Below are 13,453 nucleotides of genomic sequence, written 5' to 3' on the forward strand. Positions count from 1 at the left end.
AAAGGCGATGAAACCGGCGAACCTGCAAGATGGGGAGAAGGACTGGTATGGTCCGAGTTCCATCATGAGACCCCTTATCCCTACGGGGTCGATTAGGCTTCCTTACACACTTTTGTTCCTATATCCCTCATTCCAATAGGTTAATTGCAATATGTATTGCAAAATGTTTTTACATTATGTCAATCTTGGAATCAGTCTAAAGGCTATAACACTGTCAGCTAATGAAATTCTGGTCGTCAGATATTACTATTCGATCTGCGAGGGAGCCGGGACGCTCCCTCCTCATCAACAGACGGAATGGCTACGCGAGTGCCGAGAGAACCGTCCCCTTGACACCCCTTGACACCCCTTGACACCCAAAGCATCCGGTCAGTCGGCAATTATAGTGGAAACCGTCACCCGGCTAGAACGTCTCGAGCAACTCGGCCGGGTAGAGGCGCTCGAGGTTGGCGAGCAAGTCGTCGAAAGTGGCGATATAGGAGCCGATGATGTCGTCGGCAAGGCGCCGTGCGAGCATCGCGTCGTAAACATGTTCGGCCGCGTTGCGATCGTCGAGCATGCGCAGCCAGATACCCTCGCCGATAAAGTCGTACGCATCATAGGCCGCCTTGATGATCCCCCGCGGAGACCCCGTGGCTGCATCCAGCCTACCCTCGTACTCGAGAGTCTTGCGCAGCAGCTTCCAGGAAAGCTCGAATTGCATCGCAAACTTATCGATGATGCCGCTGAGGACGAACTCGTTTTGCAGATCCTGCTCGGGAGCTTGCCGCAGCACGCTCAGGTTCGCCTTATAGTTCGCATGCTTCATAGAGAACGACCCCCTCCTGCGCGATGCGCTCCCGCAGCCCCTCGCCCACCTCTTGGGACATGTCGACGAAATCGAAGGTCAGCAAGGTCGGGCAGCTCTCGTCGAGAATCCCGATGTAGCGGTCGAAAGAAGCGCCGCAAACAGCGAGATCGATATCGCTCTTCTCGGAGAAACGACCCGATGCGCGAGAGCCGAAGAGGACAACCTTCGCGATCCCGCATTCTCTCGCCTGATCGACGATGAACGCAGTTACTTCTTCTCTCAAGCCGTAGGTATCCATGCTGATCCTTAGCAAAAAGGCCAGTATCGCTACTGGCCTTTCAGTTCAAATGGCGGGATGTACGAGACTCGAACTCGCGACCTCCGACGTGACAGGCCGGCGCTCTAACCAACTGAGCTAACACCCCGTGGTGTCGCGCTTGAGAAAAAATGGCGGGATGTACGAGACTCGAACTCGCGACCTCCGACGTGACAGGCCGGCGCTCTAACCAACTGAGCTAACACCCCGTCTCAAGCAGCCCGTATAGTATACGCGCAACGATCATTGTGCGCAAGTCCAAATTCAAGAAATTTTTCCCGAATCCGAACTCGGGCGGAACGAGGGCGCCGAGCGTCCCGCCCCGCCTTACCTTCCTTAGGCCAAATCGCCCGCAGCACGGGCCTTGACGCGATTGGTGTGACCCGGGTAATAGGCCAGGGGCACATCCTCCACGTCCACCACGACCACGGTCTCGGGCACCGCTCCGGCGGCCACGGCGGCCTCGATGGCGGCAGCGCGGGCAGCGGCGAGGGCCTCGTCGCGGGGCACGGCATCGTAGTCCACCAGCTCCTCGTAGGTACCGCTCACCTTCGACAGGGCCGAGCCGATGGCATTGGCGCAGCCGGCGTGCTCGGGAGCGAGCACCTGGCGGGTGCCGGCCAGATCCTGGGGCAGCACGATGGCGCCGCCGCCCACGAGTACCACGTCGATGGGATCGCTCGACACCTTCATCACGTCGATGGCATCCTCCACCATGGCGCGGATGGTCTCCATGGCGGCCTCGGCATGAGCCAGGGGCAGCCCGGCCACAAGCGACGCATCACCCACCTCGGCCATCCCCAGGCGCACCGCCACGTCGGTGGCCGTGCACGTGTCGCCGCCGAACACGAGCGCCCGCTCGGCGATCCGATAACCCACCGAATCGGGGCCCACCGTGGCGCTCACGGTGCCGTCGGCGCTCTCGCTCACGCGCACCACCGAACCGCCGCCGAGCCCGATGGACAGCACGTCGGGCATGCGGAAGTTCGTGCGCACGCCGCCGATGTTCACCGCCACCCCGCTCTCGCGTGGAAAACCGTTCGACAGAATGCCCAAATCGGTGGTGGTGCCGCCCGCGTCGATGACGATGGCGTCGTCCACCCCGGTCAGGTAGCTCGCCCCGCGGATGGAATTGGTGGGCCCGCAGGCGATGGTGAGGATGGGATAGCGCCGCGCGTGCTCCATGGTCATGAGGGTGCCGTCGTTCTGGGACAGGTACACCTCGGCTCCGGTGATGCCCTTGGCGGCTAGGCTCTCGGCGAAGCCCTCGGTAAACCGACGCGACACCTCGTTCAACGCCGCGTTCAGAATCGTCGCGTTCTCGCGCTCCACCAGGCCCATGGAACCGATCTCGCTGGACACCGAAAGGTGCACCTTATCGCCCAGCACCTCGCGGGCCACCTCGGCGGCGCGACGCTCGTCATCATCGCGCACCGTGGAGAACACGCAGGACAGGGCCACGGCGTCCACCTTGCCGCGCACTCCCTCGAAGAAGGCCCGGCAGGCCCCCTCGTCGAAGGCGGCCAGGCGACGGCCGTCGTACTCGAAGCCGCCCTCGATGATGGCCGACCCCCGGCTCACCGCGGCCAGGTCGTCGGCCCAGTCCACCATGGGCGGGATGCCCACCGAGGCCGGCGCGCCCACGCGTAGCACGGCCACATTCGCCAGGTTGCGGCGCTCCACGATGGCGTTGGTGCACTGGGTGGTGCCGAGCATGGCCCGGCCGATGAGGGCGCGGTCGGCCCCGCTGGCCTCCAGCACCGCATCCACCGCATCCATGATGCCCGTGTAGATATCGTCGGATGTGGGCCGCTTCACCGCGGCCACCACCGCATCCTGCTCGTCGATGAGCACGGCGTCGGTGTTGGTGCCGCCCACGTCGATGCCGAGTTTGTACATGGCCCTATTCCCCCTTCTGCCCGCAGAGCTCTTCCACGGGCACGTAATCCACGTCGATGCCGAAATAGCGCGGCCCCACCAGATCGAGTCCGCGTGGAGTGCGCCACATATCGAAGCAGGTAAGCCCCACGGCCAGCACCCGCTTGCCGTACTTGAGCGCATCAGTGGGCACGGGAATGAACGTCTCCGGGTCCACCAGGCAGATGAGGTCGGGCACCGTGGCGCGCACCTCGCCGTCCACCACGCACTGCAAGTTCTCGTTCTGGAAGTCGACGAAGGCGCGACTGCCGCGGTACTCGCCGATGCCCTCGAGCACGGCTCGGCCGAAGTTGAAGGCCCCCCGCGTCTCGCGCAGCACATCGGCGATCTTGCCCTTGAACAGCTTGAACCCGCCGGTGAAGTGCAGGAAGTACTCCTCGGGGGTCATGCCGGCCGCCGCGGCGCCCTCTTTGGCGGTGCGGATGGCGTGCCCCAGCTTCTGGGACCGCGTCACGATGCCGTGGACTCCGTAGGCCTTCACCGTGGGGGCATCCATGCAGTACAGGGCGATGGTCAGCGTGCCGCCGCAGGTGGTGGTGGCGGCCCGTGCGATGTCCTCGGTCCACTTGTTCGTCACCGTGGACAGCACCCCGGCGTTGCCCTTCTCGTCGATGAAGGCCATGGGGCTCGCGCTGGCCCCGCCGATGGCGAAGGTGGCCATCTGCAGCTCGGGGAAAGCGCGGCCCATGCCGTCGGCGTCCACCATGGGGATGCCGAGGCGCGCGGCGCAGGCGATGGGCAGCATGGAGTTCACGCCGCCGGCCTCGGCGGGCATGGTGGCGTAGACCGGGCGGTTGAAGAACATGCCCACCATGTCGAAGAGACGATGGAACTCGTGGGCCCCCACGCCCTTCTCGGTGAGGATGGTGGGCGCGCCCATGGACGCGCTCGGCACCACGAAGGCGTCGTCGGGCAGCTCGTCGGCGCCGATAAGCCGCACCGGTCCGCACTCGCGCACGGCGGCCATGGCCGTCAGCTTGCCGATGTAGGGGTCGCCGCCCCCGCCGGCGCCCAGCAGCGTGGCGCCCAGGGCGATGTCCTCGATGTCGTTCAGGCCGATCTCTCTCATAAAGCCTCTCTCTCAGGTTCGAAGTCTGCAACGGTATCGCAGGCCGCGGCACGCTCGGCGCCGTGGGCCGTAGAGGTATCGGGGGTGCGCCAGCGCACCGGCCCCGTGAAGCGGCGCCGGCCCGTGGCGTAGTAGACCAGGGTATAGGAAAGTATCGAGGCTGCAAGCGCGTTTACCGGCCCCAGGAAGAAGGGCAAGCTGAGAAAGGCCAGCCCCGGCACTTCGGCGAAGGCGCCGCCCGTGACCAGACCCACGATCACACCCGCCCCGAGGGCCGCCGCACCGGGCACCGAGAAGCCTTCGACGAGCTCCACGTTCTCGGGCCGCGCGCGGCGCACGATCCAGTAGTCGGCCACCACCGCGCCGGCCAGGGCCGGGGCCGTAGCCGACAGAAACGACAGGAACATCTCGAACTGCCCCAAGATGCCCCCCAAGGCCAGCGCGATGCCGGCGATGCCCGCCACGAGCGTCGTCACCTTGCTGCCGCTCTCGTCGCGGCCGAGCATGACGGCGAAGCCGAGACCGGCGGAGTACACGTTGCTCGCGTTCACCGTCCAGGCCGACAGTACCAGGGCCAGAAGTCCCACCGCAGGAAGGCCGATGGAGTTCATGAGCACCGCCACGTCCCCCTCGCCGGTCACGATGGCCAAAGCCGCTGCGCAGGCGAGCGCCACCAGGGCCGCGGGCAGCACTCCCACCACGCAGGACAGCACCGCGTCGCGGCGCGTGCGGGCGAAGCGCGCGATGTCGCCGGCGGTGAACCCCGCGAAGGCGAACAGCCCGATGGCCAGGTTCACCCCGGTCAGAAAGCCGATGGCGTCGGCGGGCGCAGGGGCAAAAGCAACCAGGGGCCCCACCCCGCCCTCACCAGCCAAAGATGCGGCCACCCCGTAGAGGCAGACTGCCATGAGGAAGGGCGCCGCCACGGTGGACAGCCAGCGCAGCCCCGAGAAGCCGATCACCGCCGTGACCAGCATGAGCAGCCCCAGTCCCAAAGCGCAGGCCCATTCGGGAGCCGCGACAGTGAAGGTGGCCGCCAGCATAAGCGACAGCGACGCGCCGCACACGGCCGTCTGCACACCGAACCAGCCCACGGTCACCACGCCCACGATGAGCGACACGACCCAGCGCGCCCCGCCAACACCGAGGGCCGGGGCCGCCAGCAGCGCCGTCGGCGCGCCGGTGTCCGACGCCTGCATCGAAACGAAGCACATATATATGACGATGAAGCCAAAGCCCGCCAAGGTGGCCAAAGCCGAGCCGCCCAGACCCAGGCCCAGCCCCAAAGCCGCTCCCACCATCAGCGTCGGGGCGCTGAACATGCCCCCGGCGCGGATGACGGCGATGGTCTTCCAACCCTTGCGGTCCGCCTCGTCGACGTACAGATCGGCGCCGAGTCCCTTCGATTCCATGGCGGGCGCATCCCCTTTCCAATCTCTCGCGCACCGTCCCCACGGCGCGAATCAAACCCTGCCAGCATACCATCGCGGCGCGGAAACCGCCGTTTAGCGACGGGTGGAACCAGGCAGACGGATTCCTTTCCCATTGGAAACACAAATGAAAAGCAAGCAAGATATTATTTCTCCATTCTGCATTCAGCAGAAGCACATGTATCGGCAGCGCCGGTCCGATGGGGAAAGACGCCGCGCCGCCGCTTTTGAGAGAGAAGGATTGCCTATGACAACTGAAAAGCAATTCGAAGAGGCCGCCGAAGCCGAGAACCGCGACATAGATTACTCGCTGTCGCGCGTTCCCGCCAGCGCCAAGCAGCCGTTCTGGCGCATCCTCTTCATCCGTATCGGCGCCATCTGCTGCGTGTCCCAGCTGATGCTGGGCGCCGCCCTCGGCTACGGCATGACGTTCTTCGACGCCTTCGTCTGCACTATGCTCGGCTCGGTGCTGCTGCAGGTCGTCAGCTGGGCGCTCGGTACCGCCGCGGCTCGCGAGGGCCTGTCCACCAGCCTTCTTTCCCGCTGGTGCGGTCTGGGCAAAGGCGGCTCGGCCCTGTTCGGCGGCGTGGTCGCCATCTCCATGGTCGGCTGGTTCGGCGTGCAGAACTCGGTGTTCGGCCAGGGCATGGCCTCCATCGTGCCCTTCACCGACTTCCTCGGCACCGAGGAGATCATTCCCGGCGTGACCGGCGAGTACATCCTGTGGGCCATCATCACGGGCCTGTCCATCACCCTGCTCGTGGTGTTCGGCATCAAGGCCATCGCTAACTTCGCCACCATCTTCGTGCCGCTGTTCGTCATCGTGGTCATCGTGGCCGCCGCCATCGTGCTGCAGGGCCACTCCATCGGCGAGCTCATCGCCGCGGCTCCTCCGGGACCGGCTTTGTCGATCGGCGCTGGCACGACCATGGTCGCCGGTGGATTTATCGCCGGTGCCATCTGCACCCCCGACTACGCCCGCTTCCTGAAGAACGGCAACCAGGTGTTCTGGATGACGCTCATCGGCACCTTCCTGGGCGAGCTGGGCATGAATCTCTTGGCCGTGCTTCTGGCCAACGCCATGGGCACCGAGAACGTCGTCGACATCATGATGGGCACCTCCGGCATCATCGGCGTGATCATCGTGGTCGCCTCCACCGTGAAGCTGAACGACATCAACCTGTACTCGTCCAGCCTCGGCCTAGCCACCATGATCAACGCCCTGTTCAACAAGGTGTCCAACCGCAACGCCCTGGTGTGGGCCCTCGGCATCGTGGGCACCGTGCTGTCGGTGGTGGGCATCATCAACTACTTCACGAGCTTCCTCACCCTGCTCGGCGTGGCCATCCCGCCCGTGGCCGGCATCATGGTGGTGGACTACTTCTTCCTGCGCCGCAGCCGCGCCGTCCTGGAGGAGACCCGCAAGGAAGGCATCCTGCCCCGGCGCGTGGAGAACTGGAACCCCATCACCATCATCTGCTGGCTCGTGGGCTTCGGCATCGGCGAAGTGTCCAGCATCTATGCCATCGGCATCCCGGGCCTGAACTCGCTCATCCTGGCGGGCCTGCTGTACTGGGTCGTCATGGTGGTGGCCGCCCGCGTCAAGGGCGTGCAGAACATCACCTTCAAGGAGACCGACGAGGTGCTATAAGCCGCAGCGCACCGCACGCGCAGAAAGGGCGCCGGAAGCATTTCCGGCGCCCTTTCTTTATGGGATGGGGCAGAAAAACGAGCCGCCCGCCTAGGGCAGCAGCACGTCGTCGTAGAGCTCGGGGCGACGGTCGCGCAGGTAGGGCGGGTAGCGGCCGTCCATGCGGCCCGCAGCCACATCCGCCAGGTCGATGTCGGCGACAAGGACGCCCTCGGCCTCCCCCTCCAGCTCAGCGATGATGTGACCGCGCGGATTGCTCACATAGGAATGGCCCGGCATCACCAGATCGTCCTCTATACCGTAGCGGTTCACGCAAGCCGTATACACCGTGTTCTCCAAAGCACGGGAGGGGCCGTTGAGATACCAGCCGTCCATGTCCTCCTTGCACCAAGCGGCCAGGCACAGCACCAGATCGCACCCTTTCAGAGCCAGCATGCGGGCCGTCTCCGGGAAACCCATGTCGTAGCAGATCATGACGCCCACACGTCCGAAGTCGGTGTCGAACACGCCGCCGCCGTTGCCGCCGCGGAAGTAGAAGCGCTCGAGCGCCCACAGGTGCTGCTTGTCGTAGGTGCCCAGCAGGTTGCCCTCCCGATCGATGAACACCGAGCTGTTGTAGGGCACGGCGGTCAGCTCGCGGGTGAGGGCCACGCCGGCGGCCACGTAGCACCCGCCGGCCCGGGCCGCCTCCTGCAGCGCGCGCACCGTGGGGCCGTCCACCGGCTCCACCAGGTCGCCCAGGATGGGCCCGATGGCGTTCAGCTGGTAGCCCGTGGAGAACAGCTCGGGCAGCAGCACCAAATCGGCGCCGGCCTCGGCGGCCTCGGCGATCATCTGACAGGCGCGCTCGGTGTTCTTGGCGGGGTTGCCCAGCTCGGACTCGAACTGGATAAGGACGAGACGCACTGGACGAGATTCAGTCATGGGGCCTCCTCACAGCATCAAATCGCCCACGGCCTTCACGCGGATGCACAGGGCATCGCCGAGGTAGGCCATGGGGATATCCTCGACTTCGATCACTTCCACCGTGGCCGGATCGGCGCCGGCAGCGATAGCCTCGTCGCAAGCGCGGCGCTTCGACTCCTCGATGGCCTGGGCGCGGGGCGTCTCGGACAGCGAGAACACCTTGGCGATCTGGCCCGACACCTGGGCGATGGCGCTGCCGATGGCGTTGGCCACGCCGAAGTGCGGCGGACGCAGCACCGCGCTCGCCCCTTCCAGGGCCTCGGGCGCCAGGATGGAACCGCCGCCCACGAGCACCACCTTCACGTCGCCGGCCGAGGTCTTCATGGCGTCCACGGCGTCCTCGATGATGCGGACGATCTCGGCATAGCCGCGCTCCACCAGATCGGCGTCGAGCGAGGATGCGAGCGACGCGTCGCCCACCCCGGGCGCCAACCCCCGGGCTGCCACGATGTCGGTGGCCGTGACCACATCACCCCCGAACACGAGCGCGTCGCGGGTCACGCGAAAGCCCACGGAATCGGGGCCCACGGCGACCGAGCCGTCCTCGGCGCGGCGCACGATGGAGCCGCCGCCGAGCCCGACGCTCACCAGGTCGGGCATGCGGAAGTTCGTGCGCACATCGCCGATCTCCACGGCCACCATGGACTCGCGGGGAAAACCGTGGGACAGCACGCCCACATCCGTGGTGGTGCCGCCGATGTCCACGACGATGGCGTCCTTCTCCTGGGTGAGGAACGACGCTCCGCGGATGGAGTTGGTGGGACCGCAAGCGATGGTGAAGATGGGATAGCGCTTGGCGTAGTCCACCGACATGAGGGTGCCGTCGTTCTGGCCGAGGTACACGGCCACATCCACGATACCCTCGGCGGCCAGCGCCTCCTCGAAGCTGTCGGCCGTGGTGCGGGCCACGTCCACCAGCGCGGCGTTCAGAATGGAGGCGTTCTCGCGCTCCAGAAAGCCGAGCGAGCCGATCTCGGAGGACACCGAGATGGGGAACTCCTTGCCGAGCTCGGCGCGCAGCACCTCCACGGCACGGCGCTCGTGGGCATCGGACACCGGCGAGAACACGCTCGTGACCGCCACGGACTCGAAGCCCTCCTCGCGCACCACGCGGGCCACCTCGCGGATCTCGTCCTCGATAAGCGCGCTGATCTCGCGGCCATCGAACTCGTGGCCGCCGTGCACCAGAAAGTCGCGCACGCGCATGGCGCTCTTCAGCTCCTCGGGCCAGTCGGCCATGCAGCTGATGGCCGTAGTGGCCGGGGCCCCGATGCGCAGGGCGGCCACCTTGTTCAGGCGGCGGCGCTCCACGATGGCGTTGGTGCAGTGGGTGGTGCCCAGCATGGCAAATCCGATGTTCGCCGCAGCCTCGAGGCCGATCTGGGAAACCACCTCGTGCATGGCGGCCTTGATGCCGCCCATGACGTCCTCGGTGGTGGGGCTCTTGGTAGAGGCGACCAGGTTCAGGTCGCCGTCGATGATCACGGCGTCGGTGTTGGTGCCGCCCACATCGATGCCCAAGCGCCAGGTGCGCTTCTCCTCTGCCATTATCGGCCTCCTTCCGTCGCCGCCAGTTCCTCGACGGGCACGTAGTCCAAGTCGTAGCCGAAGGCGCGCGGCCCCACGACCGCCAGGCCCTCGGGGGTGCGCCACTGATCGTCGCAGGGCATGCCCACCACCACGATGCGGGCACCGTACTTCAGGCCCTCGGTGGTCACCGGCGTGCCGGATTCCATATCCAGCGACATGATGAGGTCCGGCGAGGTGCACAGGGCCCGGCCGTCGGCCCGGGCGATGATGTTCTCGTTCTGGAACTCGATGACCAGCTCGCGGCCCTTGTCGTCGTCCAGGCCGGCCACCACGGCCCGCCCGCGCACGAACATGCCGTCGGTGTTGCGCTCAACATCGACCACCTTGCCCTTGAACAGGCGGTGCCCGCGGGTGACCTCGAGCACGGCGGCGATGGGGTCGGCGTGCATCTCACGGGCCTCGCGCAGGGTGCGGCCAATCTTCTCGCACAGCGTGGGCGTGCCGGGAATGGCGAAGTCCTTCAGCTGGCGGCCGGTGCACATGTAGGAGGCCAGAATGGTGTAACCGCCCATGACCGAGGTGGCCTGGCGGGCGATGCGCTCGAGCCAGCGATCGTCGATGGCGCGCACAGTGACGGTGTTGCCCTTCTCATCGGCGAGCACCGCCGGCTGGCCCTTCACGCCGTTGATGCCCAGCGTGGTCATCTGCAGCTCGGGAAAGGCACGGCCCATCAGATCGCAGTCCACCACGGGGATGCGACGGGTGGCGCCGAGAATGAACGGGATGGTGGAGTTCACGCCGCCGGCCTCCACGGCGTAGATGGCGTAGGGCTCCACGCCCAGCTCCTTCACCATCTCGTCGTAAGTGGCCATGGGCTCCAGGCCGCTGCAGATCTTCTCCACCATGATGGTGGGGGCGCCCATCATCTGGGACACCACCACGACGGCATCGTCGGGCACCTCGTCCGGCGTGATCAGTTCCACGTCGCCGTACTTGCGAATGGCCTCGATGGCCATAAGCTTGCCCACATACGGGTCTCCCCCGCCGCCGGCGCCCAGCACCGTGGCGCCCAGGGCCATATCCTCGATTTCATCGACTCCGATAAAGCGTCTCATAATGGCATGTCCCCTTCGGTCGTTACATACTTGAGTGAGATTGTAGTCGAAAAGCGCTGACCCGACGTTACCCTCTCGGCCGCGCAGCGTTAAAATGACGCACACGGTCATAACAGAAAGGGTTTCCCATGATTCTCAAGCAATTGATCGAGCTGTACGACCTACTGGACTCCCCCGCCGCCAGCGGCGAGGCGGCCCTGGCCTATCTACGCTCCATCGATCCGGACTGCGACGCCGAGACCTACCCGCTCACCGGCACCAAGGGCTCCACCGATATGATCCGCATCCGCATCCCCGGCACGAACGGTCGCGCCGTCGGCGGCGATGCCCCCACCATCGGTCTTCTGGGCCGCCTGGGCGGCCTGGGCGCGCGCCCGGAGCGCATCGGGTTCGTGTCCGACGGCGATGGGGCGCTCGTGGCCCTGGCCTGCGCGGCGAAGCTCTTGTCCATGCGCGTTCGCGGGGATATGCTCCCCGGCGACGTGTTCGTGTCCACTCACATCTGTCCCCATGCCCCCACCGCGCCCCACGAGCCGGTGCCCTTCATGGGCTCGCCGGTGTCCATGGCCGAGGTGAACCGCGAGGAGGTGGGCGACGGCGCCGCCGAGACGGGCGCATGGCCCCTGGACGCCGTGCTGTCGGTGGACACCACCAAGGGCAACCGCATTATGAACGAGCGCGGCTTCATGATCTCGCCCACGGTGAAGGAGGGCTGCATCCTGCCCGTGAGCGACGACTTGGTGACCCTGGCCGAGATGGCCTCGGGCCGCCGCGCGCGCACCTACCCCCTGTCCATGAACGACATCACGCCCTACGGCAACGGGCTGTACCACCTGAACTCCATCTTACAGCCCGCCACCGCCACCGCCGCGCCCGTGGTGGGCGTGGCGGTCACCACCGAGGTGCCGGTGCCCGGCTGCGCCACGGGGGCCACGCACCTGACCGACCTGGACGAGACCGGCAGCTTCATGATCGAGGTGGCCAAGGCCTTCGGCGCGGGCAGCTGCGCCTTCTACGATCCGGCCGAGCTTAAGCGCTTCCATGCCCGCTACGGATCCATGGCCCATCTGCAGACCATGGGCAACCTCCCCGCGGAGAACGAACATGCCTAGGACCGGCGTGCTCGGGGCGAGCGACGATCTGCGCCGGGCCCGGGCCATCTTGACCCGCAACGCCAGCCTAACCGCGAAGGAGAGCCTGACCGTGGTCACCGATGATGCGACCCGCGAGGTGGGCGAGCTGTTCTACGCCGCCGGCTGCGAGCTGGGCGCCACCACGGCCCTGCTGGTGATGCCCGAGGGCCGTGTGGCCGGGGAGGAGCCGCCCTCGGCCGTGGCCGCGGCCATGGCGTCGGCCGATGTGGCCCTGTGCGCCACGGCCAAGTCGCTCACCCACACCCGGGCCCGCATCAACGCCGCCGCGGAGGGCACCCGCGTAGTCACCATGCCGGGCATCACCCTCTCCATGCTCCAGGCCGGGGCCTGCTGCGCCGACTACGAGCGCGTGGAAGCGCTCACCGCCGCGATGACCGCCCGCCTGGACGCGGCCCGGACGGCCCGCATCGAGAAGGACGGCCACACCCTGGCCTTGAACCTGGACGGGCGCCCCGGCGTGCCGAGCCCGGGCGTGTTCCGCACACCGGGGGCCAGCGGGAACTTCCCGTCGGGCGAGGCGTACATCGCGCCTGTGGAGGACGCAGGAAGCGGCACCATGGTCATCGACGGCAGCATGGTGGGCATCGGGCGCTTGAGCGAGGCCGCCCCGATGATCGTGCACCTGGAGAACGGCCGCCTTACGGCCATCGAAGGCGGCGATGAGACCGGCCCCTACGCCGAGCGCCTGGCCGTGCTGTTCGAGCGCCCCGAGAACGGCACCATCGCCGAGCTGGGCATCGGCACCAACGAGTGCGCCCTGCTGACGGGCAACATCCTCGAGGACGAGAAGATCTACGGCACCGTGCACATCGCCTTCGGCACCAACGCCTCCTTCGGGGGCGCCACCACGGCCGACTGCCACCTGGACGGCATCATCGTAAACCCCACGCTGTACCTGGACGACGAGCTGGTCATCGATCGCGGAACCTTCGTGGCCTGAGGCTACGGGGCTGGGGGGCTGCGGACGGAGCTGCGGCACCGACCCACGCCGAGGCCGTGCAACCTGTCCCGAACCGCAAGCGGGGCGCCTGCAGGCGCCCCGCTTTTCTTATCGCTGCCACACAAAGACCGCTTCCGCCCCGCGGAGCGTCCGCTCCCCTTCTAGGCCTCGCGCAGGCTGCCCTCGAAGGTGAAACGGCCCATCTTGGTGCCGCCGAGCACGTGGATGTGCAGGTGCCCCACCGTGGCGGCGGAATCGGGGCCGGTGTTCACCACGGTGCGGTAGCCGCTCTCGCCGACGCCCTTCAAGCGCGCCACCTCGGGCACCATGGCCATCATATGGCCGATAACCTCGGCGGGCACCCCGTCGGCCAGGTTGTCGTAGTGCACCTTCGGCACGATGAGAGTATGCACCGGCGCCTCGGGCTCAATGTCATCGAAGGCGTAGCAGATATCGTCCTCGTACACCTTGGCCGACGGGATGTCGCCGGCCACGATCTTGCAGAACAGGCAATCGTCCATGGGAGTTCCTTTCTCTCTAACGGGCCTATGATA

At 66.5% G+C, this 13,453-nt stretch carries 12 protein-coding genes and 2 tRNA genes; 3 read left to right on the plus strand and 11 right to left on the minus strand.

Translation table 11 applies throughout. From position 1 onward, the window contains the following. Positions 1-403: 403 nt before the first annotated feature. From F8D48_RS08950 to F8D48_RS08980, 7 genes are all read right to left on the minus strand, one after another. Positions 404-808 carry an HI0074 family nucleotidyltransferase substrate-binding subunit gene (locus F8D48_RS08950; protein ID WP_151431368.1) on the minus strand — a complete coding sequence of 135 codons (405 nt, stop codon included), beginning with the start codon at positions 806-808 and terminating at the stop codon, positions 404-406. After that, a complete protein-coding gene (locus tag F8D48_RS08955; protein ID WP_151431370.1) occupies positions 789-1,088 on the minus strand; it encodes a nucleotidyltransferase domain-containing protein in 300 nt (99 codons plus the stop codon). The genes F8D48_RS08950 and F8D48_RS08955 overlap by 20 nt, the downstream gene beginning before the upstream one ends. A gap of 50 nt (positions 1,089-1,138) precedes the next feature. Continuing rightward, positions 1,139-1,215: transfer RNA gene (locus F8D48_RS08960), tRNA-Asp, on the minus strand. 23 nt (positions 1,216-1,238) lie between these two features. Next, positions 1,239-1,315: transfer RNA gene (locus F8D48_RS08965), tRNA-Asp, on the minus strand. A 127-nt stretch (positions 1,316-1,442) separates the two neighbouring features. Beyond that, a complete protein-coding gene (locus tag F8D48_RS08970; RefSeq protein ID WP_151431372.1) occupies positions 1,443-3,005 on the minus strand; it encodes a hydantoinase/oxoprolinase N-terminal domain-containing protein in 1,563 nt (520 codons plus the stop codon). 4 nt (positions 3,006-3,009) lie between these two features. Further along, complete coding sequence (locus F8D48_RS08975; protein ID WP_016308627.1) at positions 3,010-4,113, minus strand: DUF917 domain-containing protein; 1,104 nt, start codon at positions 4,111-4,113, stop codon at positions 3,010-3,012. Continuing rightward, on the minus strand, positions 4,110-5,525 hold the full coding sequence (locus F8D48_RS08980) for a cytosine permease (RefSeq protein WP_151431375.1): 1,416 nt from the start codon (positions 5,523-5,525) through the stop codon (positions 4,110-4,112). The genes F8D48_RS08975 and F8D48_RS08980 overlap by 4 nt, the downstream gene beginning before the upstream one ends. Before the next feature lie 265 nt (positions 5,526-5,790). Between F8D48_RS08980 and F8D48_RS08985 the strand changes: the two genes are divergently transcribed. After that, on the plus strand, positions 5,791-7,194 hold the full coding sequence (locus F8D48_RS08985) for a purine-cytosine permease family protein (RefSeq protein WP_151431377.1): 1,404 nt from the start codon (positions 5,791-5,793) through the stop codon (positions 7,192-7,194). A 90-nt stretch (positions 7,195-7,284) separates the two neighbouring features. Here the strand turns inward: F8D48_RS08985 and F8D48_RS08990 are convergent, their stop codons facing one another. From F8D48_RS08990 to F8D48_RS09000, 3 genes are read right to left on the minus strand one after another with little or no spacing between them, the layout of a single operon-like run. Then, positions 7,285-8,118 (minus strand): nitrilase-related carbon-nitrogen hydrolase, encoded by an 834-nt coding sequence (locus F8D48_RS08990; protein ID WP_151431379.1) that lies wholly within the window; start codon positions 8,116-8,118, stop codon positions 7,285-7,287. 9 nt (positions 8,119-8,127) lie between these two features. Continuing rightward, the gene (locus F8D48_RS08995; protein WP_151431381.1) at positions 8,128-9,708 is read right to left on the minus strand and encodes a hydantoinase/oxoprolinase N-terminal domain-containing protein; all 1,581 of its coding nucleotides are present in this window, start codon (positions 9,706-9,708) and stop codon (positions 8,128-8,130) included. Then, positions 9,708-10,805, minus strand: coding sequence for a DUF917 domain-containing protein (locus F8D48_RS09000; RefSeq protein WP_028027107.1), 1,098 nt, complete (start codon positions 10,803-10,805; stop codon positions 9,708-9,710). The genes F8D48_RS08995 and F8D48_RS09000 overlap by 1 nt, the downstream gene beginning before the upstream one ends. 128 nt (positions 10,806-10,933) lie before the next feature. Between F8D48_RS09000 and F8D48_RS09005 the strand changes: the two genes are divergently transcribed. Both F8D48_RS09005 and F8D48_RS09010 read left to right on the plus strand, forming a co-directional pair. Continuing rightward, entirely contained in the window at positions 10,934-11,917 is a 984-nt protein-coding gene (locus F8D48_RS09005) for a DUF1177 domain-containing protein (RefSeq protein ID WP_151431383.1), read from the plus strand. Next, a complete protein-coding gene (locus F8D48_RS09010; protein ID WP_151431385.1) occupies positions 11,910-12,899 on the plus strand; it encodes an aminopeptidase in 990 nt (329 codons plus the stop codon). The genes F8D48_RS09005 and F8D48_RS09010 overlap by 8 nt, the downstream gene beginning before the upstream one ends. Before the next feature lie 161 nt (positions 12,900-13,060). On the opposite strand, the gene F8D48_RS09015 is transcribed toward F8D48_RS09010, so the two are convergent. Then, positions 13,061-13,420, minus strand: coding sequence for a histidine triad nucleotide-binding protein (locus F8D48_RS09015; RefSeq protein ID WP_135970841.1), 360 nt, complete (start codon positions 13,418-13,420; stop codon positions 13,061-13,063). Positions 13,421-13,453: the final 33 nt, after the last annotated feature.

The sequence above is a fragment of the Adlercreutzia muris genome (assembly GCF_008831045.1).
Lineage (GTDB): Bacteria > Actinomycetota > Coriobacteriia > Coriobacteriales > Eggerthellaceae > Adlercreutzia > Adlercreutzia muris.

Excerpts from the sequence above, each read along its gene's own strand:
- F8D48_RS08950 (WP_151431368.1), bottom strand. The coding sequence starts at position 808 with ATGAAGCATGCGAACTATAAGGCGAACCTGAGCGTGCTGCGGCAAGCT.
- F8D48_RS08955 (WP_151431370.1), bottom strand. The coding sequence starts at position 1,088 with ATGGATACCTACGGCTTGAGAGAAGAAGTAACTGCGTTCATCGTCGAT.
- F8D48_RS08970 (WP_151431372.1), bottom strand. The coding sequence starts at position 3,005 with ATGTACAAACTCGGCATCGACGTGGGCGGCACCAACACCGACGCCGTG.
- F8D48_RS08975 (WP_016308627.1), bottom strand. The coding sequence starts at position 4,113 with ATGAGAGAGATCGGCCTGAACGACATCGAGGACATCGCCCTGGGCGCC.
- F8D48_RS08980 (WP_151431375.1), bottom strand. The coding sequence starts at position 5,525 with ATGGAATCGAAGGGACTCGGCGCCGATCTGTACGTCGACGAGGCGGAC.
- F8D48_RS08985 (WP_151431377.1), top strand. The coding sequence starts at position 5,791 with ATGACAACTGAAAAGCAATTCGAAGAGGCCGCCGAAGCCGAGAACCGC.
- F8D48_RS08990 (WP_151431379.1), bottom strand. The coding sequence starts at position 8,118 with ATGACTGAATCTCGTCCAGTGCGTCTCGTCCTTATCCAGTTCGAGTCC.
- F8D48_RS08995 (WP_151431381.1), bottom strand. The coding sequence starts at position 9,708 with ATGGCAGAGGAGAAGCGCACCTGGCGCTTGGGCATCGATGTGGGCGGC.
- F8D48_RS09000 (WP_028027107.1), bottom strand. The coding sequence starts at position 10,805 with ATGAGACGCTTTATCGGAGTCGATGAAATCGAGGATATGGCCCTGGGC.
- F8D48_RS09005 (WP_151431383.1), top strand. The coding sequence starts at position 10,934 with ATGATTCTCAAGCAATTGATCGAGCTGTACGACCTACTGGACTCCCCC.
- F8D48_RS09010 (WP_151431385.1), top strand. The coding sequence starts at position 11,910 with ATGCCTAGGACCGGCGTGCTCGGGGCGAGCGACGATCTGCGCCGGGCC.
- F8D48_RS09015 (WP_135970841.1), bottom strand. The coding sequence starts at position 13,420 with ATGGACGATTGCCTGTTCTGCAAGATCGTGGCCGGCGACATCCCGTCG.